This is a genomic window from Magnetospirillum aberrantis SpK (assembly GCF_011022235.1).
Lineage (GTDB): Bacteria > Pseudomonadota > Alphaproteobacteria > Rhodospirillales > Magnetospirillaceae > Magnetospirillum > Magnetospirillum aberrantis.
The window spans coordinates 12,248-33,743 of the sequence record NZ_JAAIYP010000030.1; the positions used below are offsets into that span (position 1 = coordinate 12,248).

A 21,496-nucleotide genomic window follows, 5' to 3' on the forward strand; every position below is an offset into this window, starting at 1 on the left:
CCTGTTTTGAAAATAGGTCTGTCATGCGTAACCCTGCGAAATCCTCCACCGTCAAACTTGATATTTCATGCCATGAAATTGGCTTTTTCCATCGCGTGGCGCATTTTTGAGACACAATTGCCGCATGCCTATAAATTGGGCTTCGTCGCCTTGCCCATGATCGCCGCCCCGATGGTATCGGACACCCGCCCGGCGGCCAGCTTGACCGGGTCGTTGGCGAGGTGGGCATAGCGGGCGGTGGTCTGCACCTGGGTGTGGCCGAGCAGCTTGCCGATCATCGGCAGTCCCTCGCCGAGGGCGAGGGCGCCGCTGGCATAGGAATGGCGCAGATCGTGGATGCGCACATCGGGCAAATTGGCCTTGTTGCGGATGTGCCGCCAGGGATGCTGTAGGTCGGTGAGGCGGCTGCCGGGCTTGCGGCCAGTGATGACATGGGGGTTGTCGTCGAGCCTGGCGATGCCCTTGAGGACATCGGCGGCGGTCTTGCCGAAATGCACGACCTTGGCACCGGTTTTGGAATCGGGCAGGCGCAGTTTATGTCGGGCCAAATCCACATGCTCCCATTTCAGCGTCATGATCTCGCTCAACCGGCAGCCGGTGAGCATCAGCAGGCGGATGGCGGCGACGGCCGATTCGGTTTCCGAGCCGTCCTGCTCGACGGCGCGCAGGGCCTTGCCCAGTTCAGCGCTCTATGGGACGCCGTCGGCAGCATCTGCGATCTCTACACACCCGAGGAATGCCAGAACTATCTCAGGCACGCCGGATATGTTTCAGATTAAAGGCGCGACGCTCTAAAGGCTTTGGATGTTCTGGCGTGAAATCGCACAACCAATAATGCTCACAAACTTCGCAATTATCGGTTGCTATTTTTCGCGGCACATCATTTTTTAGCGCATGCTTTTGGGGAGATATGCGTTATGGGCGGAGTGAACAATGGCCGCAAGACGGCGAAGAATGGTGCCGGCAAGGGGCAAATGCCGGATGCGGAGACGTTGAAGACGCTGGCGCCGCGGATCGCCAAGGTGCGGTCTCAGGTGCGCGAAAGCTTCGCCAAGGTGGTGATGGCGATGATGATGTTGCCGCGCTATCGCAACCAGACCCTGGCCGACCTGCAACATCTGGTGCTGGAGCCGCTGATCCGCGACCGCGTCGCCATGGCCTATGCCGGCACGCCCGACAGCCCGGAACTGGCCGACATGGCCGGCCTGGCCCTGTGGGCCAGCGTGTCCGAGGAAGTGGATTCCAAGATCCGCGAACAGATCCGCGCCGGCACCTTCCCGCTGCGGCTGAAGCCCGAGGACTGGAATTCGGGGAACATCAACTGGCTGCTGGACGTCATCGCCCCCGACGCCAAGACCACCACCTCGGTATTGGCGAATTTCAAGCAGGTGGTCAAGGATGGCAGCCTGCGCCTGCATCCCCTCATCACCAAGCTGTTGGACGAGGAAACGCTGAAGAAGATGGGGGCGGAGAGGATGGGGACGGCGGAGAAGGAAGCAGCGCACTCTTCGTCCGAGAATTCCGGGAATATGTAGGACGGTCCTTCGCGTCGGCGGAAAGGTTGGTCCCATGAACTGGCACAGGGCGCTCGCTCTTTTCGGTCTGCTGGTGTTGGCCGTCGGCCTTTCCGGCTGCGGGGAAAGCTGGTCGTGGAAGCAGAAGATCACCGTCGAGGTGGAGACGCCCGAGGGCGTGAAACGCGCGTCGAGCGTGATCCGCTATGGCCTGGAGCATACCGAGGGCTGGTACGTTCCGCCGGAGGCGCGGGGGGCAGCACATTACTACTCGGGCGAGGCGGTGGTGCTGGAGGTGTCTCCCGGCCGCTATCTGTTCGCCCTGTTGAAAGGCACGCCCAGTCCCTTCCCGATCTTCTTTCCCGGCGAAGCGCCGGTGAAGATCGCCAGCCGGTTCGAGAGTCTGCGCGCGGCGCGGACGGTGCCGCCGAAGCTCTATCCCCTGCTGGTGACCTTCGGCGACGTGACCGACCCGACAAGCGTGCAGCGGGTCGATCCCGCCGACCTCGCCGCCACCTTCGGCCCTGGTGTCAGGCTTAAAGCCATCACCCTGGAAATCACCGACGAACCGGTGACCGAGGGGAAGGTGGAGAGCGTGCTGAGCCGTAGTTTATTCCAGCGCTGGGCCTCAATCAATCGCCAAGCGTTGGAACGTAATGGGATAAAAGATCCCTATTTTAGAACATTCGCTTCAAATGTTTCCAGAGATCAATTTGTGAATAGGTGAGCCATGCCTGTAAGCAAAGACCTTTTTTTATCCATCCTTTCGATGGATGCTTATAATCGGGATTACGGGGCAGGCATTGATGGCTTGGGAGGGGAAGGCGCCCAAATCGGGACGGCGACACTCCTAAAAGACTCAGGTATTCTCGTTGATGAGAACGGCATACGGCGGGATAAATCCTCCGGTTTCTACGCCATCGCCTATGACACCGCGTATGGGATGGTCATTTCCTATCGCGGCACCGACCGCCTTTTTGACCTGATCCCATGGAGCGATAAACCCGGCGGCGATGTCTGGAACTCCTATGGACAGGGGGTGGGCAACTCGCTGACGAACGCTGCTCATCTGGCTGCCGATTTCTATCAGGCGGTGACCGGCACATCCGAGACTGATCCGAAGGCCGGGGCGGCAATCCTTACCGGTCATTCCATGGGCGGTGGGCTGGCGAGGCTGGCGGCATGAAGCTGTTCCCGATCCTTCGCGTCCTGTCCCTGCTGGTGCTGGCCGTCGGCCTTTCCGGCTGCGGGGAAAGCTGGTCGTGGAAGCAGAAGATCACCGTCGAGGTGGAGACGCCCGAGGGCGTGAAACGCGCGTCGAGCGTGATCCATCATCGCCTGGACCATTACGATGGCTGGTGGGTTTTCCCGGAGGCGCGGAGGGCATCGAGCCATTACACGGGCGAGGCGGTGGTGCTGGAGGTGTCTCCTGGCCGCTATCTGTTCGCGTTGCTGAACGGCACGCCCGATGTCTTCCCGATCTTCTTTCCCGGCGAGGCGCCGGTGAAGATCGCCGACCGGTTCGCGACCCTGCGCGCGGCGCGGACGGTGCCGCCCAAGCTGTATCCCCTGCTGGTGACCTTCGGCGACTTGGCCGACCCGACAAGCGTGCAGCGGGTCGATCCCGCCGACCTCGCCGCCACCTTCGGCCCTGGTGTCAGGCTCAAATCCATCACCTTGGAAATCACCGACGAACCGGTGACGGAAGGAAGGGTGGAGAAGGTGTTGGGGTGGTTGGATGACGTTTGGCCCAATCAACTTGATGGACAGAAATACGAGACGATCAAGGCTGAAAATCGTTTTGCGAACTCCCTTTCGACCGGCAACTTTTCCACTGAGGTTAAGCAATGACAACGGCAACCTCCAAGGATCGGCGTCTGCGCTCTTTTCCAGCAGCCCGCGAAGGCTCATCATCTCATTGGTCATCGTTTTGATCCTTGGTTCGGTTGAAGGTCGCAACCAAACCCTACCGAAGATCGACGATGACCACCCGCGACACGCGCGGGCAAGCCTGGGGATGATGCTGCTACACCACTCGATGGGACGTGACCCGCGGACGGCACTGGCCTTCCTACGACTTGCTATGATCCGCCTCATGCTGCGCAGAATCGCAAGGTCCAGAAAATCATAGGGAACTTTGCGGACGGACTCTTAGGAGGATGAGGTTGTCATAAGCATTCCGCTCTTTGTCGGTTTGGCTGGGATCGTATCTCGGCCCGCCGGGGCTTCGCGCGTTGATGTGACACATCTCAGCCATGATCGTCCCTGTGCTGCGATCTACCACGGGCCGATCGCACTTTGGGTAAGTACAAAATTCGCCTGATTGGTTGAACAGGCGCTTGATTGTCGCTTGGGTTGGGTTGGCCACGGTGCCTCCTGGCGAAATTCACACCGGAACCATCTGGCGCCTGGGCGCAATACACGATAGCCAGCACACAAAGTCAATCAACTAAAAATTGCCTGCCAGGCCTCTCGGATTCGCATCCGCATAAGCCGCATCGTTCGTGAGCACACCCGCCAAGAACTCAATATCGGCGCTAACGCGCGCTCCGAATTTGGCCGCGATCAAAAATCGTCCGAATCAACGACTTACTCCCGCCCCGTGCTCAATTCACGTTCGGAATTGCTCACTTAGCCTTCGGATTGCTCACTTACCCTGCGGTCCGACAATGACAAATTATCCCAGGCCGACTTTGGCGCGGGGGTCGTAGCCGTGGCGGGGGCCCCATTTCTCCACCAGCTTGCGAAATTCGCCATCGTGTTCGGGCAACACCACCTTCAGCGTCACCAACTGGTCGCCGCGGGTGCCGCCGGAGCCGGGCAGGCCCTTGGCCTTGAGGCGCAGGACGGCGCCGGTGTTGCTGCCGGGCGGGATGGTCACCACGACCTTGCCGTCGATGGTTGGGACCGTCACCTTTGCCCCCATCACCGCCTCTTGGACGCTGATCGGCAGATCCAGCAAGATGTCCTGGTCGCGCTTGCTGAAATAGGCGGGCAGATCGACCTTGATGTCGATCAGCGCGTCGCCGTCGCCGCCGATGCCGGGGTTGCCCTGGCCTTTGAGGCGCAGGGTCTGGCCGTCCAGCGTTCCCGGCGGGATGCGGATGTCCAGGGACTTTCCCGACAACAGCGTGATGCGCTTGGTGGTGCCCGTGGCGGCCTCGGTCTGGCTGATGGTCAGGGTGTGACGGACATCCGTGCCGCGGTTCAGGTTCTCGCCGCCCTGGCGGCCGCGTGTCTTGCGCCGCATCATTTCCGACAGGATGTCGTCGACATTGTCGCCGAAATTGAACCCTGAACGGTTCGATCGCGTGCCGCCGCCATGGGCCCGCCACGACCGGCGGCGTTGGGCGCCGGTGGCGTCGATCTCGCCGGCGTCGTATTGGCGACGCTTTTCGGTGTCCGACAGGAAGTCGTAGGCGGCGCTGACCTCCTTGAAGCGTTCCTCTGCCCGTTTGTCGCCGGGGTTGAGGTCGGGGTGCAGGGTGCGCGCCAAGGCGCGATAGGCTTTCTTTAATTCGTCGTCGGAAGCGGTCTTGGCCACTCCCAATACTTCATAAGGGTCCCGCACCACAGGCCTCGATCATTGCCGACAGGCGTAAAAAAGGGGGGCGGCACAAGTGCCGCCGCCCCTTTTGTGACAGATTTCCGCGCGGCGCGCTACTTCACCACTTTCCAACTTCCGTCGCCTTGACGGCAGGCGGTACCATAGGCCTGTTCGGTCTGGCCGTCGATGGTGACCGTGGTCTGGTACTCGCGGCAATACTGGCCGGGCGATTCCTCGTAGGTGCGGGTCGGGGTGATGGTGCCGCCGTGGCCGCTGTCGGGGTTGTTCCACGCCACCGCCTGACCGCTGGGCGCGCTTTCGAAGGCGCGCTGGCTGGCCTGGTGGGCGTATTGCTGGTCCGCGCGATCCAGGGATTTGCCCACCTCGGAACCGACGAAGGCCCCCAGCACGGCGCCCAATGCGGTCGCCGCCAACTGGCCCTTGCCCTTGCCGAACTGGGCGCCGGCCACCGCGCCGCCAATGCCGCCCAGGACGGCGCCGCCGGTCTGCTTGGTGCCGTATTCGCTGTTGGCGCACGCCGTCAGCAACGAAGCGGCGATGACGACAGGGATGAAACGCTTGAAGGTCTTGGTCATGGGGCTCTCGTTTTGGCAAGGTTCCCTGATTATACGGGGAGGTCGTGCGATACCGTCATGGATTTGGGGCTTTTTATGACGTCCCGACCGGGCTAGAACGGACGGGGCGCGTCTTGGTGCCGATCATAAACCCCCGCCTTGCAAATCGCTACTGGTCCGAACCGATGTCCAACTCCTCCGCCGATCCGTTCTCGTTGTTCGCCAAATGGATGGCGGAAGCGGAAGCCGCCGAGCCAAACGACCCCAACGCCATGGCGCTGGCCACCGCCGATGCCGACGGACGGCCCAGCGTGCGCATGGTGCTGCTGAAGGACGCCGGCCCCGAGGGCTTCGTCTTCTACACCAACCTGGAAAGCCGCAAGGGCGGCGAACTGGCGGCCAATCCCCACGCGGCGCTGTTGTTCCATTGGAAAAGCCTGCGGCGTCAGATCCGGGTCGAAGGGCCGGTGGTCCCGGTGAGCAACGAAGAGGCGGACGCCTATTTCGCCAGCCGGGCCCGGACCAGCCAGCTTGGCGCTTGGGCCTCGAAACAATCGCGGCCGTTGCAAGGGCGCTTCGAGCTGGAAAAGCGGGTGGCGGAATATACCGCGAAATTCGGATTCGGGGCGGTGCCGCGGCCGCCGCATTGGTCCGGCTTCCGGCTGGTGCCGGAGCGCATCGAGTTCTGGCAGGACAAACCCTTCCGGCTGCATGACCGTGCGGTCTACCACCGCGAGGCCGATGGCTGGTCGGTCACTTCCTTGTTTCCGTGACGAAAGGAACGGCCATGACCGCCACCAACGACGGTGCCCGCCTGATGACGCTGGCCACCTACGCCTCGGTCGCCACCGCCTGTACGCTGATCGTGGTCAAGCTGGCGGCCTGGGGAATGACCGGGTCGGTGGCCTTGCTGTCCACGCTGATCGATTCCACGCTGGATGCCGCCGCGTCTCTGATCAACCTGTGGGCGGTGCGTCATGCCCTGACGCCGGCCGACCACGAACATCGCTTCGGTCACGGCAAGGCCGAGCCGCTGGCCGGTCTGGGGCAGGCGGCGTTCATCCTGGGATCGGGCGGATTGTTGCTGGCCCAGGCGGTCAACCGTCTGCAACATCCGGTCGCGGTGACCAACGCCGATATCGGTACGGCGGTGATGGTGTTTTCCATCGTGCTGACCGTCGTCCTGGTTCGCTTTCAGAAATATGTACTGGAAAGGACAAGCTCGGTCGCCATCTCGGCCGATTCCCTGCATTACACCGGCGATGTGCTGATGAATGGCGCGGTCATCGTGTCGTTGCTGTTGGGACGTTTCCTGGGCTGGACTTTCGCCGACCCGCTGTTCGCCATCGGCATCGGCGCTTATCTGCTATGGAACGCCTGGGCGATCGTGCGCAATTCCATGGACATGCTGATGGATCGCGAACTGCCCGAAGAGGATCGCGCACGTATCCGCGACATCACCTTGGGCGTCCCCGACGTACGCGGCATGCATGACCTGCGCACCCGTCTGTCGGGGCAACAGGGTTTCGTCCAGTTGCATCTGGCGCTGGATGACCATCTGACCCTGGCCCGCGCCCATGCCATCGCCGACCAAGTCGAAAAAGCCATCGTCGAGGCGTTTCCCCATTGCGACGTGCTGATCCACCAGGACCCGGTCAGCCTGCACGAAGACGAACCGCCCTTCAGCCGGACGTAAAAAAGCCCCCGCCAAAGGCGAGGGCTTTCCGGGTTACTCTTCGTCCTTGCCGATGGGGCCCAGGACGTTGGCCAACTCCTGGACGCGCCGGCGAACCTCGGGGTCGCGGATGCGGTAATAGGCCCGCACCAGTTCCAAGGTCTCGCGCTGGACCATCATGCCCTCGTTGGCCTGCGGCGGATCTTCGGTGGCGCGGACCATGTAACGGGGGCTGGCGGCGATGGTGTCTTCGTCCATGTCCTCGTAGAAATAGCTGACCGGAACGTCGAGCACGCGGGACATGTCGTAAAGCCGCGAAGCGCCGATACGGTTGGCGCCGCGTTCGTACTTCTGCACCTGCTGGAAGGTAAGGCCCAGGGCCTCGCCCAACTTTTCCTGACTCATGCCCAGCAACGTGCGGCGCAAGCGGACGCGGGCGCCCACATGCACGTCGATGGGATTGGGTTTGCCCGAAGGCGTACGGCCGCGGCTGGCGCGACGCGAGACACCTGCGGTGCTCTTGCGGATGGCCTGTGACATACGATATCACCTCTATGTGGCGGCGCACCGATGGGGGCAACGGGCGCCAACGCCGAATGGAAACAATCTTCCCGACAGCACGCGGTGTTTCCCGCGGTTGAAAGTGGAAGAGGGGGCACCACACACAATAGCTGCATAACGCAAGTATGTGTAGGGGCATTTGGAGAGTGGCATGGATGCGTTGTACGACCCCGTCGACGCCCTGACCCAGGAATTGTCAGGCGTTCACGACCAGGAGCAGCGCCAAGCGGCTTTCCTGCGCCATGCCGCTGCCTTCGGAGTCAGCCGTTACGCCTATCTGAACACCACCCATCCCAGCGATCCCTTTCACGTCGAAACCAATTATCCGGCCGCCTGGGCCGAGCGTTATCTGGCGCAGAACTATATGGCGGTGGACGCGGTGCCGCTCGAGGCGGCGCGTTCCCCCGTTCCCTTCCGTTGGAGCGACGCGCTGGCACGCCCGGAATATGGTGCCAAAAGTCAGCTGGTTTTCGCCGAAGCCGCCGAATTTTCCATTCGCGACGGCTTCACCGTGCCGGTTCATTCCGCTGCCGGATTGTCCATCATCTCGGTGGCTATCGACGACCCGGATATGTTCCGGCCATCGGCGGCGGCCCGTCGGCACGCCGTGCATTTGTTGGCCATGCATTTCCATTTGGCGTGCGACCGCGCCCTGGGGGCCGGCAGCGCGGAGCCGCTGCCGCGCCTGACCCCGCGCGAGCGTGAGGTCTTATTGTGGACCGCCAAAGGCAAGACCGGCTGGGAAATCGCCCAAATTCTCAATCTGGCGGAACGCACGGTGGTCTACCATATCGAAAACGCCCGCACCAAGCTGGGGGCCAGCAGTCGGGCCCAGGCGGTGGTGGTGGCCGTGACCTTGGGGCTGATCCGTCCCTGATCCCTGTAAAAAATGTCAGGTGCCAAGCTGTTGGCACCTTGTAACAATACGCCCATCCACACCCTGGGGAGGGAGGGGATAGAGGAGGGGACATGACGGTGATCGCCTTTCCACGGGTCGAACGTCGCGAGGACCGGTTGCGGGGCATCGAACAATGCCTGGATGCCCTGGCCCATGAAGCCGATGCGTTGGGCCTGGACCTTCTGGCGCACATGATCGCCGTCGCGCGCGAGGCGGCCAGCGATTCCGCCTCCGCCGAATTGCGGCGCTAGGGTTTTCCTCTCTTCGAGCCGAACACAAAGAAAACGCCCCCGAGGGTTTCCCTTCGGGGGCGTTGTTCCTTGCGGAAGAACCGCGAGGCTTAGCCGGCGATCTCGCACTGCGAGAAGAAGTAGGCAACCTCGATAGCGGCGTTTTCCAGCGAGTCCGAACCGTGCACCGAATTGGCTTCGATGGATTCGGCGAAATCGGCGCGGATGGTGCCGGCGGCGGCGTTGGCCGGGTTGGTGGCACCCATGATCTCGCGGTTCTTGGCGACGGCGCCTTCGCCTTCCAGCACCTGCACGACCACCGGGCCGGAGATCATGAAGGCGACCAGTTCGCCGAAGAACGAACGCTCGCGATGGACGGCATAGAAGCCCTCGGCCTGTTCCTTGGTCAGGCGGACGCGCTTCTGGGCGACGATGCGCAGGCCAGCCTCTTCGAAGCGGGCGTTGATCTTGCCGGTGAGGTTGCGGCGGGTGGCATCCGGCTTGATGATCGACAGGGTGCGTTCAAGAGCCATTTTAGTCGAATTCCTTTGCGGCGGTTAGCGCGCCGTCACCCTTCCTTCCCATCGGTTCCCGAAGGCGGGCGCGCGCAAAATGCCCCGGTCCGGCCGGCGGTCCGGGGTTGGCGCGTTATACAGTCTTCGTCCGGCAAGGGCAACAGCCATGGCGCACAGGCGCCGCCAGTGGCGCGAAGGGATGGCGAAAGCCTGCGGTCCGTGCTATTCGGACCCCGTCATGCTGCATATCAACAACCTTGTCTTCCGCATTGCCGGCCGCTTGTTGTTCGACGACGCCACGGTGCACGTGGCGGCGGGGGCCCGTGTCGGCCTGGTCGGACGCAATGGCGCCGGCAAGTCCACGCTTTTCAAGCTGATCCTGGACGAGATGCACGCCGATGGCGGCGACATCGCCTTGCGTCCACGGGCCAGCGTCGGCCGTGTCGCCCAAGAGGCGCCCGAGGGCGAAACCAGTCTGGTCGATTGCGTGTTGGCCGCCGACCTGGAACGCACCGCGTTGCTGTCCGAGGCGGAAACCTGTGCCGACGGCCATCGCATCGCCGAAATCCATGAACGGCTGGGGGCCATCGACGCCCATTCGGCACCGGCCCGTGCCGCCGCCATCCTGGCTGGCCTGGGCTTCGACGCCGAGGCCCAGGCGCGGCCGGTGTCGTCGTTCTCGGGCGGTTGGCGCATGCGCGTGGCGCTGGCTTCGGCGCTGTTCGCCCGTCCCGACCTGTTGTTGCTGGACGAGCCGACCAACCACCTGGACCTCGAGGCGACGTTGTGGCTGCAAAGCTTCCTCGCCACCTATCCCGGCACGTTGATCGTCATCAGCCACGACCGCGAATTGCTGAACGAGGTGTGCTCGCGCATCATCCATCTCGAAGGCTGCAAGCTGGTCCAGTACGGCGGCAATTACGACGATTTCGTCCGAGTGCGCCGGGAAAAGATGGAATTGGCGGCCAAGGCCCAGGCCAAGCAGTTGGAACAGCGGCGCAAGATCCAGTCCTTCATCGACCGCTTCCGTGCCAAGGCCACCAAGGCCGCCCAGGCGCAAAGCCGTATCAAGATGCTGGAACGCATGGAGCCGGTGGTGGCGGTGGTCGAGGAGCGCAGCTACACCTTCGACTTCCCCGATCCAGAGCCCTTGAGCCCGCCCATCGTCGCCATCGATGGCGGCGTTGCCGGCTATGGCGAGCATGTGGTGCTGCGCAAGCTCAACCTGCGGATCGACATGGACGACCGCATCGCGTTGTTGGGTGCCAACGGCAACGGCAAATCGACCTTGTCCAAGATTCTGGCCGGGCGGCTTGAGCTTCTGGGCGGCGAGATGCGGCGCTCGAACAAGCTGAAGGTCGGCTATTTCGCCCAGCATCAGACCGAGGAACTGCGTCTCGACCGCACGCCCTTCGACCACATGGCCGAATTGATGAAGGACGCGGCCGAGGCCAAGGTGCGTGCGCAATTGGGGCGGTTCGGCTTTGAACAGGACCGCGCCGACGTGCGTGTGGCCAATCTGTCGGGCGGTGAGAAGGCGCGGCTTTTGTTCGCGTTGATGAGCCGTGACGCGCCCCATCTGATGATCCTGGACGAACCGACCAACCATCTGGACATCGATTCGCGCGAGGCTTTGGTGGCCGCGCTCAACGCCTATGACGGCGCGGTGGTGCTGGTCAGCCACGACCCGCATCTGATCGAACTGGTTGCCGATCGGCTGTTGCTGGTGGCTGATGGTCAGGTGACGTCGTTCGACGGCGATCTTGCCGCCTATCGCAAGCTGCTTCTGGAACGGGCGCGCGAAGCCCGGCGCGGTGGCGAGGCCAAGTCGGACGGTCCGTCGCGCAAGGACGAGCGGCGCGCCGCCGCGGAAATTCGCAACCAACTGGCGCCCCTGCGCAAGAAGGCGTTCGAGGCGGAAAAGCTGTTGGAAAAACTGTTGGCCAAGCGTTCGGCGACCGAGGAAAAGTTGGCCGACCCCGCCTTGTATCAGGGGCCGGCCGACAAGGTCACCCGATTGCAGCGCGAGCGTGGCGAACTGGACAAAAGCATTGCCGAGGCCGAGGCCCAATGGCTGGCCGCGCACGAGGAACTGGAACAGGCCCAGGCCGCCGTCCAGGGCTGATTTTGGGCGAATGGCCGGAACCTGAGGGCGTTCGGTCTTGCCAAAATCGCATAACCCGTTACGGTGGCAGGGGACTTCGGAAACCACCTGAGAGAGCTGCCCCGTGGCCCCAGGCATGACCTCGACCCATCGCCATCCGCTTCGCCTGCGCCAGATGCTGCGCCTGTTGGTGGGGTTCGCGGTCGCGTTGGCGCTGGGGTTGACCGCCCTGCTGTTGGCTCAATCCTACCAGGCGGCTTTGGACGACGCCCGGACCCGCGCCGCCGACGCCGCCCGCCTGCTCGAAGAACATATCGTCCGCACCCTCAGGGCCACCGATTTCATCGTCGGCCGCGTCGCTCAACTGGGCCGCAGCCGTTCCTTGGACCAGCTTTCCCATGACGAACACGCTTGGCGGGAATTGCTGGCCCTGGACCAGGGATTGCCCGAGCCGGGCACATTATGGATTGCCGATCCCGACGGCATCATCCGCCTGGGCACCATTCAATTTCCGGCAGCACGCAGCAACATTTCCGACCGTCTCTACTTCATCGCCCACAAACAGGCGCGCCGCGACCTGGTCATCGGTCCGTTGGTTCAGACCAAGAGCCGGGACAAACAGGCGTTCCACGTCAGCCGCCGAATCGAGGACGTGGAAGGAACCTTCATGGGGGTTGCGGCGGCCGGTTTCGATTCCGACACCTTCACCAACTTCCACCGCACGCTTCCATTGGGCGAACAGGCCAGCATCACCATCATCGATCTGGATGGCCGGGTCGTATTGCGTCAGCCGGACCCCGCGCGCTGGGTCGGCGCCTCGGTGGCGGGTGGCCCGCTGATGAAAGCCCTGAGCAAGGGGGAACCGGTCGGGCTGGTGACGGCCGAAAGTCCGTTGGACGGGGTGCCGCGGATGGTCGCCTATCGGCTGGTGTCCGAGTTCGGGCTGGTGGTGGCGGCAGCGGTGGCTGTCGATGACGCGCTGGCGTCGTGGCGTCGCAATGCCATGGTGGTGGCGGCCGTGGCCGTGGCGTTGATGGCTCTGACCTGGGCGCTGGTGCGGTTCACCTTCGCCAGCCTGTCGCGTGAAGAGGCGTTGATCCAAGGACTCGAGGAAGAGGTTCGCAGCCGTACCGAGGAAGCCCGCGCCCAGGCCGAGGAAGCGCGTCGCGCCAACGAAAGCAAGAGCCGCTTCCTGGCCTCGGCCAGCCACGATTTGCGCCAGCCGCTTCAGGCGGCGGGCATGTTCGTCGAGGTGCTGGCGGCCCGGCTTGACGACAGTCCCCATCTGGTGGTGGTGGACAAGCTGCGGCAAAGCGTCGACGCCACCCAATCGCTGTTGTCCACCTTGTTGGACCTGTCGACACTCGAAGCCGGCAAGATTCAGCCCCAGGTGACCACGTTCCCGCTGATGCCCATGCTGGCCAGTCTTTATGACCAGATGGAACCCGAGGCCTCGGCCAAGGGGTTGGCGCTCAGGGTGGTGCCCACCGGCATTCGCGTCACCAGCGATCCGGTGCTGTTGGAGCGTCTGTTGCGCAATCTGATGGTCAACGCCATTCGCTATACCCAAACCGGGGGGGTCCTGTTGGGGTGCCGGCGGCGGGGTGACCATGTGGAGGTGTGCGTGGTTGACAGCGGTGTCGGCATTCCCGATGACAAACGCGACGTGGTGTTCGAGGATTTCACCCGGCTGGGCGACAAGGGCAGCGGTGCCCAGCGCGGTCTGGGCCTGGGGCTGGGCGTGGTCCGCCGGACCGCGCATTTGCTGGGGCACGGGCTGAAACTGCGGTCGCAATCCGGCAAGGGTTCGTGTTTTTCCGTATTGATCAAGACCGCATAGATGTTGTTTCCATTAGGAAACACTGATTTTATCATTCCGTGGTTTCAGCGAAGCGTGAAACCGGGCATGGTGCCTTCCAACCTAACCGACCCAAGGGGTATCGATATGAAGAAGCTGGCCCTCCTGGCTGCCGCCGCCGTGGCGTTCTCCACCGCCGCCGTGACCGCCCATGCCGACGAGACCAATCCCGCCATCGTGCATCGTCAGGCCATCTACAAGATCATTGCCGGCCACATGCAGGATCTCAAGGCCGGTCTGCTGCTCAAGGGCGGTTCCGAGAATCTGGCCTGGAACGCCGACGCCATCGTCGATGCCTTCAAGCACATGGGCAACGCCTATCCGGCCGGTTCGGACAAGGGCGAGACCAAGGCCGATCCGGCCATCTGGAGCGAGCCGGCCAAGTTCCAGGAAGCCGGCAAGAAGGCGTTCGGCGCCGCCATGGCGCTGGCCGAGGCCACCAAGTCGGGCGACCAGGCCAAGTCCATCGACGCCTTCAAGGCCCTGGGCGGCGCCTGCAAGGCCTGCCACCAGGACTTCCGCAAGGACTGATCTGTTCACGATCACCGAAAAGGCGCGGGCGGCCAAGGTCGTCCGCGCTTTTTTTGTGCCTTTCCCGGTAAGCTGCCCGTGCCGATAATCCTTTCCGTCCAGCCAAGGGGGAGTGGGACGATGTGGAACCGCATGTTCGCCGTATGCGTGCTGGTGCTGGCACTTGCCGGCACGGCACGGGCCGAGGAAGTGCCTGTCACCTTCCTGCACTTCAACGACATCTACGATTTCATGCCCGGCGACGATAGCGGCGGCATGGCGGGGGTGGCGGGGCTGGTGGCGCGCGAGCGCGCCGCCCATCCCGGCGCGGTGCTGACGTTCGGCGGCGACCTGTTGTCGCCGTCGGTGGCCTCCAGCGTGACCCAGGGCGCGCACATGGTGGAGTTGCTGAACCGCATGGCGCCGGAGGCGGCGGTTCTGGGCAACCACGAGTTCGATTTCGGCGCCCAGGTGTTGCGCCGGCGGATGATGGAAAGCTCCTTTCCCTGGTTGGCCGCCAACGTGAGCGAGGCGGATGGCAAGGCCTTTGGCGTGTCCAGACCCTGGGTGCTGGTGGAACGCAACGGCGTCAGGATCGGCCTGTTCGGCATCCTGACTTCGGAAACCGGTGTTTTGGCGGCCGGTGCCGGCGACGTGCGCTTCCTGCCCGAAGAGGAGACGGCGCGGGCCATGGTGGCGGAATTGCGCAACCAGGGGGCTGAACTGGTGGTGGCCCTGACCCATCAGGATTTGGAACGGGACTTGGCCTTGGCCCGCAAGGTCAAAGGAATCGATCTGATTCTTGGTGGTCACGACCACCTTGCCGTCACGGTGGAAGAGGGCGGCACCGTGGTAGCCAAGGCCGGTCATGACGGTGTCTATCTGGCGGCGGTGGACATGGTTCTCGAACGTCCCGGCCGTGGCGGCAAGGCATCGTCGGCGCGGGTGGCCGGTTGGCGCATGCTCGCCAGCCGCAATGCCCCCCAGGACCCGGACGTCGCTGTCCTTGTCAATCGCTACGCCGCCGATCTGGACGGTTCCCTGGCCCGGCCGCTGGCGATTTTGGACAAGCCATTGGACAGCCGGCAAACGGTGGTGCGGGGCGCCGAATCCAGCTTGGGCGATCTGGTGGCCGACGCCGCACGCGAGGCCATGGGGGCCGATGTGGCACTGGTCAACGGTGGTGGTCTGCGTGGCAACCGCCTGTATCCGGCCGGTTCGGCCCTGACGCGCGGCGATTTGTTACGCGAGATGCCGTTCGGCAACGTGGTGATGATGGTCGAGGTGGACGGCCGTCAGTTGTTGGCCGCCCTGGAATACGGTGTGTCCAAGGTGTCGGCCGGGGCGGGGCGATTCCCCCAGGTGTCGGGGATACGCTTTACCTATGATCCCGACGCGCCGGCCGGCCAACGTGTCGGCGCGGCAAGTGTCGGCGGCAAGCCGCTGGATCTGGCCGCGCGCTATCGTCTTGCCGTGTCCGACTATCTGGCGCAGGGCGGCGATGGCTATGCCATGTTGGCTGGCGCCAAGGTGTTGCGGAACCGCGAGGCGGCGCCGTTGCTGGTTACGGTTGTGATGGAGCGGGTGGAACGTCTTGGGCGGCTGGGTGTCGTTCCCGACGGTCGCATCCGTGTCGAGCGGCGGGCGGGGGCCGCAGGGAACTAAAATCGGTTTTCTCGGCGCATCGTCGGCAATGCCGGCTCCACTCCGGCGGGGTGTGGTCCGCCTCTTTGGTTGAAATGCGTTTCTCGCGTGGCTCGGTTCCGGGTGCCGCGCCTTTTCGCATGGCCTCAGTGGGCGTATGATGATTCCTGTGACAGAGCGGGAGGCTCATCATGACCACCAATATCATGGCTGTCATTGCCGCAATGGCCGAAGTGGCGACCGCACCACCGGTCGACGGTTCGCTGCACAAGCCGCGCCAGCCGGTCATCACCTTGTCCCGTGACTACGGATCGGGCGGGGACATTATCGCCACCCGGCTGTCGCAGCGCCTGGGTGTGCCTTTGTATGACGAGCAATTGCTGAAAGAGATCGCCCAACGTCTGAACGACGATCCGGCCGTTGTCCAGATGCTGGACGAGGGCATGGGTCGTGCCAAGGACATGTGGCTTTATCGGTTGTTGTCGGGCAAGGACATCAACCATGACACCTATCGCGACACCTTGATCAAGGTGGTGATGAGCCTGGGCCGGCTGGGCGGCGTTATCGTCGGCCGCGGCGCCCATGTGATCCTGTCCGAAGGCTGTGCCCTTCGTGTCCGCATCGCCGGCACCGCCGAAGTTTGTGCCCGGCGCATGGCCGATGGCGGTCACGGCAGTTTCGAGGAACAGCTGAAACAGGCCCATGACGTCAACCACCGTCGCGGCAAGTTCGTGTGGGAGACCTTCCACTCGCGCCTGTCCGAGGCCAACCAGTTCGACGTCACCATCAACACCGACCGCATGGCTGATTTCGAAGACGTGGTCGAGATGCTGGTGGGGCTCGCGACCGCCATCCATGCCGGCCGCGTGTTGACGCTGAACCGATCCTGAGAATCTTGTCGCGTCGGCCTGGGCGAGATTATTGCCCGCTCAGGCCACGCAACAGGTTCTTCAGGATGTTCTTGCCGGTGTTCTTTTCCCGAGGCTGTCCTTCGGTGGCCGATTCCTGAGGGGCCAAGGCCCGGCCCAGGCCGTTGGCGACCAGATGGCGCTGCAAGGCGTTGAGGTCGATCACCTTGCGTGGGTTTTCCATCGGCCCTTCAAGGCGGATGGTAACCGGTACCTGGGGGGCGCGGGAAAGATGGAAGCCCACGCGACTGTCGGTTGACCATTGGCCCAGGTTGACCGTGGTCTCGGCGTCGGCGCCGCCGCCTTCGGCCGCCAGCTTGAGGTCGCGGCTGACGACCGTCCCGCCCTTGGCTTGAAAGCTGCCGGTCAGGGCGGAAAACGGCGTCTGTCCACCGGCCAGGCCCGATTGCACCATGACCAGCACGTTGCCGATATTGCGCAAATTCCCCATCTGGCGGTTGACCTCCGGCAGGTCGAAGCCGTCCAACACGCCGTTCTTCACCGACAGCCGGCCGTCGCCGTCCAGATGCGCTGCCATCTCGTATGGGCTGTGTCCACTGGTGACGAAGCGCATGTCGGCGTCCAGTCGGCCCTGTCGAATGGTCAGGCCGGCGGCGCGCAGACGGGCCGCGCCCAGTTCCGTTCCGGCGACGCTTACCTGGGCGCGCAGGCGGGGGACCGACCCGGCCGCCAAGACGGCTTGGGCCTCCAGCCGTCCCCCCAACAGGGAACCGCTCAGGCTGTCCACGGTCACCGTGCCGTCGTTCAGGGTGGCACGCAAGGTGGCGTCGTCAAGGCGCCAGTCCCCGGCGGTGACGTGGCCGGCCTTGAGCGACAGCCGGCTGTCCAGGGCATTCAGGGCGGCAAGGTCCAGCGGATCACGGCTGAACGGCGAAGCGCCGAAACCGACCTGTCCGTTCTGGGGCCGTGCCGCAGCCGGTTGCGCCGATAGAGGGTGCGGCGCCACGATGGGCGGCATCAGCGGCCCGCCCGGCAACAGCTGGCCGGATCGGTCGGAGGTGCCGAGCAGGTCGAGGGCCAGGGTGTCGGCATTCAGATCCGCCACCACCAGCGGCCGCGCGCCGCCCAACTCCACCCGGCTCTGGCCGGTAAAGGTGGTGGGGCCGGCACGCAGGCTGAGGCCCGAAAGGTCGAAGGCATGGGTGTCGCCGTCCAGCCGGGCATCCAGCGCGAAAGCCCCGGTTGGTTCCCGTCCTCCCCCCATCAGGCCAAGCACATGACCCAGGCTGGCGGCCCGTGCGCTGAGTGCCAGGGTGGCGTGCGGAGCGGGAACCAGCAGGTTCAGGTTCCCCTTGGCCGACAGGTGGAGCCCGCCGCCTTCGGCATAGGTTTCGACCGCCAGGGCGTCCAGGGGGCCGTCGGCGTTGCCTTTGACGCTCAGCGGACCCAGCCGTTCCAAGGCCGGTGGAATGGTGACGCCCAGGGCGCCCAGGGGACGCAATCCCTGGGGAGCCTCCAATCCGAAACTGGCGCCGGTGATCCGTCCGCCGGTTTCCAGTCCGCCGCGCAAGCTGGCCTCGAGCCCAGGCAGGGCGACGGCCGCCGCTACCGCCGGATGGTCACCCAGGCGCAAGGCGGCGCTGGCGCGGGCTGCTGTCCGGTCGCTGTTCAGGACCAAATCGGTGGTTCTGATTTCGGGCCAGGCCATGGTCAGCGGTGCGCGCAGCGCGAATCGGCGCGGTTCGGTGCCTTCCACCCCCAGCCACGCCAGCAAGGAGGCGGAATCGGTGCCCGACAGGGTCAGTCCGCCATCGAATTGCGGCAAGCCGGCCGGGGTGGCGAAGGTTCCTTCCAGGGCCGCCTCGGCATCGCCGGGCAACAGGGTCCGTGCCTGACGCACCAGTATCTCGCCGCCGTCCAGCACCGCCTCCAGGCGGGTTTGACGAATGTCCCGGCCGTGCCAGCGCAGGCGGTCCACCGACAGCGTGGCGGCGGCGAACAGTGAGCGGGGCAGGGACAGCCGGAACGGTCGCTCCGCTTCGGCGGCGGTCGCCGGTGCCTGGGGGGGCTGGGACGGCGTGTCCGCAGCGGCGGTCACCGTCACCGCAGGGGGTTCCGTTTGCCCCTTCTGCCAAGCGTCCAGGTCCAGACTGTCCATTTCCAGGCGGAAATCCACCTGGGGCGAGCCGTCCAGCGCCAGTGCCAACGCGGCGGTGCCGTGGTCGTCGCCAACCTTCAACGCCAGGGGGCCGGCCTGAACCTCGGTCGAAGACAAGGTCATGTCGCCGGCGGCGGTCACGCCCTTCATGCCATGCAGGGCCAGACGGCCGTGAAAGGAACCTTCTGTCACCTCGCCGTCGAGTGTGCCTTCGCCATCGGCAAACCCCAGGCGCAGGGTGGTCACGGCGGGACGGTCGGCCGACAGGCGGTCCATGGCGCCCGCGATGGTCAACGGCGTGTCGCCCCACCGGGCCGAGCCGTCAATCTGGAACGGCCCATGGCGTCCGCCCAGGCCAAGGTCGAGGGACAGGTCGGACAGCAAGGCCTCGTCGCCCAGGCGCAGAGTGCCGTCACGGACCAGCACGCGCTCGACCTCCAGGTCGTCTGCCGAGTGTGCGGTGGAAGACGCCGCCGCCGTGACGGTGGTCGCGGGCGAGGATGGTTCGGGCGAGGCGGCGGCGCTGTCGGCGCTTTTGCCGAGGGGCCAACCACCGAAACCATTGCCGTCCTGGCTCAACATCAGCTCGGGTCGGTCCAGTTCGATCGCGCTCAGCTTGATCGCACCGCCCAGCAACGCCCCGAAATCCAGCCGCAGGCGCAGCTTTTCGGCGCGCAGCAACTCTCCATCCATGCCGGGTGGGTTGCCGATGGCGACGTTGCCCGCGCTCAGGCTTGGGGTGGGCAACAGACGCACCGCCAGCGGGCCGCCGATGGTCACCGGACGGCCCAATGCGGCGCCAAGGCGGGCCGACAACGGGCCGCCATAGGCGCTCCAATCGATCAGGGGGGGCAGGACGGCCGCCGCCGCGATCACCAGACCAAGGGCAGAGCCCGAGACAAGGGCGGCATTGCGCATGGATCGACACCTCCGAAACAGCCCGGAGTGTAGCGGCCCGCGCGGATCGCGGCAAACCCTTGGGCGAATAAAAAGGCTAGCCTCGCGACGAAGGCTTGGTCTTGGCGGGAACGCGCTTCTTCAGATTGCGCACGCTGTCTTCGACGGTTTCCGGCGATGATTCATGTTCGATGTCGGCCAGACCATGCTCCCCCACAAGCTGTTCCAGACGCTCCAGCGTGCTGGAAACGCGGCCGTGCACCGACTTCTTGGACTTCGGGGCCCCCATAACCCCACCTCCATCCAGGTTGTAACGGTGTTGTAGAATATACGAAAGCTTAGAAAGCGTCCATTGCCGCGCACAGGCCCACCAGCCACAGCGCCAATGCCAGCGCCCCCGCCAGAACGAAGCGGCCGTTCCAGTCGCGTGCCACCGTGCGCATGGAGACATTGGCAAGCCGGGCGATGGACAACACCACCGCACCGACCGGGGTGGAACAGGCCGACAGCGCCCACGCTCCCATCAATCCGCTGGCCACCGCCAAAGGCGGCAACCCATGGCTGGACAGCGTGCCGAGCGCGCCGCCCAGGATGGTGACGGTGACGATCTGCGACACGCCGATCTGCGACAGCGCCATCACCGAGAACGCCGCCAGTACCAGCACCGCCACCGCCGGCAGCGGGATCATCTGTACCAGACGCGCGGTTTCGCCCGGTGGGATGAAGGCCACCAGCACCGACCCCAGGAACATGGCGCCGCCCAGCATGGTGACCTCCTCGCGGAAACCGGGCATGGACACGCTCAGCCGTCGGCCCAGATGGACCAGGGCGGGAAGCGGCGACCGGTGCTGGGCCACCAGCCACACCACCGCCGACGGCGGCACCACCAGCATGGCGCCGACCACCAGTCGAACACCCAGGATTTCTGCCACCACCACCGACGCCACCACCACCGCGCCGACCAGGGCGGACAGGCGGAGAACGGGGAGGATGCTGGCGTCCGTACCCTCGGTCTGGGGCGCGCGGGGAAAGGCACGGCGGTCCATGAACCAGCCCAAGGTCATCAAGGCCGCCGCCAGTATGACCTGCACGCCCAAAAGCGGCCACCAGTCGAGGCCGGGCAGGGCGCTTTGCATCACCGTGAACGACACCGACAGCGGCGACCATACGGTCATGATGGCGAAGCCGCGGATGATGGCGGTCATCATCCGTTGCTGGCGGATGGCGACCACGCGTGGGTTGCCGCCGGCCGCTTCGGTGGTGTTGCCGCGGACGACCATGGTGCCGATCAAGGGCAGCACGCCGAAATTGAGCACCAGCCCGATCAAATGGCTACCCAGCGCCAGGGCCAGATATCGTCGGCCCGGCGGCTGGCGCACCATCAGGGAGCCGCATTGCTGGATCAGGGGAGAGCTTTCGGCGGCTTCGCGTAGGAAGCCGAGGGCGGTGAACAGCCCGATCAGGGCGGCGGCCTGGATGCCGGCGTTCAACAAAATCGGCCATGGCGCGGGATGGAAGAACAGCGCCGCCGCCGCCGCCGTCAGCCCCATGGCCATGACACGGCGCCCGCCGCGTTTGGCCGACCATCCTTCGAGCACGAGATAAAGCGCCAGGGCGCCCGCCGCCGCCGGTCCGGCCGGCGGCCACGCCAATACCGCGCGGACGATGGAGAACATCATCACCGCCACCAGGGCCAGCGATGCGACAACCGCCCTCATGACAAGGTTCCTAAGTCTGGAGGAAACGCGATTTCGGGGCTGGCAACTGGCGGGCCGGCTTGGCGATGTTCTTCATCAGGGCGGGGCCGTTGACCATGGCGAAGCCCGCCTGGACCGCGCCGACGATCACCTTGCGCCGGCGCACGCCCCAGACATAGCTTCCCAACCGGGTTTTGCCGGCGGCGGCGTTGAACGCCGCCAGCGCCGCCAACAGGGCGTCGTC

General features: G+C 64.6%; 21 protein-coding genes and 1 pseudogene. 13 read left to right on the forward strand and 9 right to left on the reverse strand.

What is annotated here, in order from left to right:
• Positions 1-128 precede the first annotated feature (128 nt).
• Entirely contained in the window at positions 129-680 is a 552-nt protein-coding gene (locus tag G4223_RS05050; protein WP_338086816.1) for a site-specific integrase, read from the reverse strand.
• 237 nt (positions 681-917) lie between these two features.
• Here G4223_RS05050 and G4223_RS05055 point away from each other — a divergent pair, with 237 nt between their 5' ends.
• From G4223_RS05055 to G4223_RS05070, 4 genes are read left to right on the forward strand one after another with little or no spacing between them, the layout of a single operon-like run.
• Entirely contained in the window at positions 918-1,535 is a 618-nt protein-coding gene (locus G4223_RS05055) for a toxin-activating lysine-acyltransferase (protein WP_205762395.1), read from the forward strand.
• Between the two features lie 34 nt (positions 1,536-1,569).
• Entirely contained in the window at positions 1,570-2,241 is a 672-nt protein-coding gene (locus G4223_RS05060) for a hypothetical protein (protein WP_163675930.1), read from the forward strand.
• A gap of 3 nt (positions 2,242-2,244) precedes the next feature.
• On the forward strand, positions 2,245-2,700 hold the full coding sequence (locus G4223_RS05065; RefSeq protein ID WP_163675933.1) for an alpha/beta hydrolase family protein: 456 nt from the start codon (positions 2,245-2,247) through the stop codon (positions 2,698-2,700).
• The gene (locus G4223_RS05070; RefSeq protein ID WP_163675935.1) at positions 2,697-3,365 is read left to right on the forward strand and encodes a hypothetical protein; all 669 of its coding nucleotides are present in this window, start codon (positions 2,697-2,699) and stop codon (positions 3,363-3,365) included. The genes G4223_RS05065 and G4223_RS05070 overlap by 4 nt, the downstream gene beginning before the upstream one ends.
• An 826-nt stretch (positions 3,366-4,191) precedes the next feature.
• Here the strand turns inward: G4223_RS05070 and G4223_RS05075 are convergent.
• Both G4223_RS05075 and G4223_RS05080 read right to left on the reverse strand, forming a co-directional pair.
• Positions 4,192-5,088, reverse strand: a complete 897-nt coding sequence (locus tag G4223_RS05075; RefSeq protein ID WP_338086814.1) for a DnaJ C-terminal domain-containing protein — start codon at positions 5,086-5,088, stop codon at positions 4,192-4,194.
• 86 nt (positions 5,089-5,174) lie between these two features.
• Entirely contained in the window at positions 5,175-5,657 is a 483-nt protein-coding gene (locus G4223_RS05080; RefSeq protein ID WP_163675940.1) for an RT0821/Lpp0805 family surface protein, read from the reverse strand.
• A 164-nt stretch (positions 5,658-5,821) separates the two neighbouring features.
• Between G4223_RS05080 and pdxH the strand changes: the two genes are divergently transcribed.
• Together pdxH and G4223_RS05090 are read left to right on the forward strand one after the other, a co-directional pair.
• A complete protein-coding gene (gene pdxH / locus G4223_RS05085) occupies positions 5,822-6,409 on the forward strand; it encodes a pyridoxamine 5'-phosphate oxidase (RefSeq protein WP_163675943.1) in 588 nt (195 codons plus the stop codon).
• 14 nt (positions 6,410-6,423) lie between these two features.
• The gene (locus tag G4223_RS05090; RefSeq protein ID WP_163675945.1) at positions 6,424-7,332 is read left to right on the forward strand and encodes a cation diffusion facilitator family transporter; all 909 of its coding nucleotides are present in this window, start codon (positions 6,424-6,426) and stop codon (positions 7,330-7,332) included.
• A 33-nt stretch (positions 7,333-7,365) separates the two neighbouring features.
• Here the strand turns inward: G4223_RS05090 and G4223_RS05095 are convergent, their stop codons facing one another.
• Positions 7,366-7,851: a helix-turn-helix domain-containing protein gene (locus G4223_RS05095; protein ID WP_163675948.1), complete on the reverse strand. Its 486-nt coding sequence runs from the start codon at positions 7,849-7,851 to the stop codon at positions 7,366-7,368.
• Positions 7,852-8,023: 172 nt separating this feature from the next.
• On the opposite strand from G4223_RS05095, the gene G4223_RS05100 reads away from it, so the two are divergent.
• Both G4223_RS05100 and G4223_RS05105 read left to right on the forward strand, forming a co-directional pair.
• A complete protein-coding gene (locus tag G4223_RS05100; RefSeq protein ID WP_163675951.1) occupies positions 8,024-8,749 on the forward strand; it encodes a helix-turn-helix transcriptional regulator in 726 nt (241 codons plus the stop codon).
• A gap of 92 nt (positions 8,750-8,841) precedes the next feature.
• Positions 8,842-9,021 carry a hypothetical protein gene (locus G4223_RS05105; RefSeq protein ID WP_163675954.1) on the forward strand — a complete coding sequence of 60 codons (180 nt, stop codon included), beginning with the start codon at positions 8,842-8,844 and terminating at the stop codon, positions 9,019-9,021.
• An 89-nt stretch (positions 9,022-9,110) separates the two neighbouring features.
• Here the strand turns inward: G4223_RS05105 and ndk are convergent, their stop codons facing one another.
• A complete protein-coding gene (gene ndk / locus G4223_RS05110; RefSeq protein WP_163675956.1) occupies positions 9,111-9,533 on the reverse strand; it encodes a nucleoside-diphosphate kinase in 423 nt (140 codons plus the stop codon).
• 220 nt (positions 9,534-9,753) lie between these two features.
• Here ndk and G4223_RS05115 point away from each other — a divergent pair, with 220 nt between their 5' ends.
• The 5 genes from G4223_RS05115 (at position 9,754) to G4223_RS05135 (ending at position 16,521) form a co-directional block, all read left to right on the forward strand.
• Complete coding sequence (locus G4223_RS05115; protein WP_163675960.1) at positions 9,754-11,640, forward strand: ABC-F family ATP-binding cassette domain-containing protein; 1,887 nt, start codon at positions 9,754-9,756, stop codon at positions 11,638-11,640.
• A 103-nt stretch (positions 11,641-11,743) separates the two neighbouring features.
• Positions 11,744-13,459, forward strand: coding sequence for a sensor histidine kinase (locus G4223_RS05120; protein WP_338086815.1), 1,716 nt, complete (start codon positions 11,744-11,746; stop codon positions 13,457-13,459).
• A gap of 105 nt (positions 13,460-13,564) precedes the next feature.
• Positions 13,565-14,008: a c-type cytochrome gene (locus G4223_RS05125; protein ID WP_163675963.1), complete on the forward strand. Its 444-nt coding sequence runs from the start codon at positions 13,565-13,567 to the stop codon at positions 14,006-14,008.
• Between the two features lie 120 nt (positions 14,009-14,128).
• Entirely contained in the window at positions 14,129-15,652 is a 1,524-nt protein-coding gene (locus tag G4223_RS05130) for a bifunctional metallophosphatase/5'-nucleotidase (protein ID WP_241003962.1), read from the forward strand.
• Positions 15,653-15,822: 170 nt separating this feature from the next.
• Positions 15,823-16,521 carry a cytidylate kinase-like family protein gene (locus G4223_RS05135; protein ID WP_163675966.1) on the forward strand — a complete coding sequence of 233 codons (699 nt, stop codon included), beginning with the start codon at positions 15,823-15,825 and terminating at the stop codon, positions 16,519-16,521.
• 28 nt (positions 16,522-16,549) lie between these two features.
• On the opposite strand, the gene G4223_RS05140 is transcribed toward G4223_RS05135, so the two are convergent.
• From G4223_RS05140 to G4223_RS05155, 4 genes and pseudogenes are all read right to left on the reverse strand, one after another.
• Positions 16,550-19,576, reverse strand: coding sequence for an AsmA family protein (locus tag G4223_RS05140; protein WP_163675968.1), 3,027 nt, complete (start codon positions 19,574-19,576; stop codon positions 16,550-16,552).
• A gap of 76 nt (positions 19,577-19,652) precedes the next feature.
• Entirely contained in the window at positions 19,653-19,844 is a 192-nt protein-coding gene (locus tag G4223_RS05145; RefSeq protein ID WP_163675971.1) for a hypothetical protein, read from the reverse strand.
• 49 nt (positions 19,845-19,893) lie between these two features.
• Entirely contained in the window at positions 19,894-21,273 is a 1,380-nt protein-coding gene (locus G4223_RS05150; protein ID WP_163675974.1) for a hypothetical protein, read from the reverse strand.
• A 10-nt stretch (positions 21,274-21,283) separates the two neighbouring features.
• A pseudogene (locus tag G4223_RS05155) lies at positions 21,284-21,496 on the reverse strand (hypothetical protein); the annotation flags it as partial.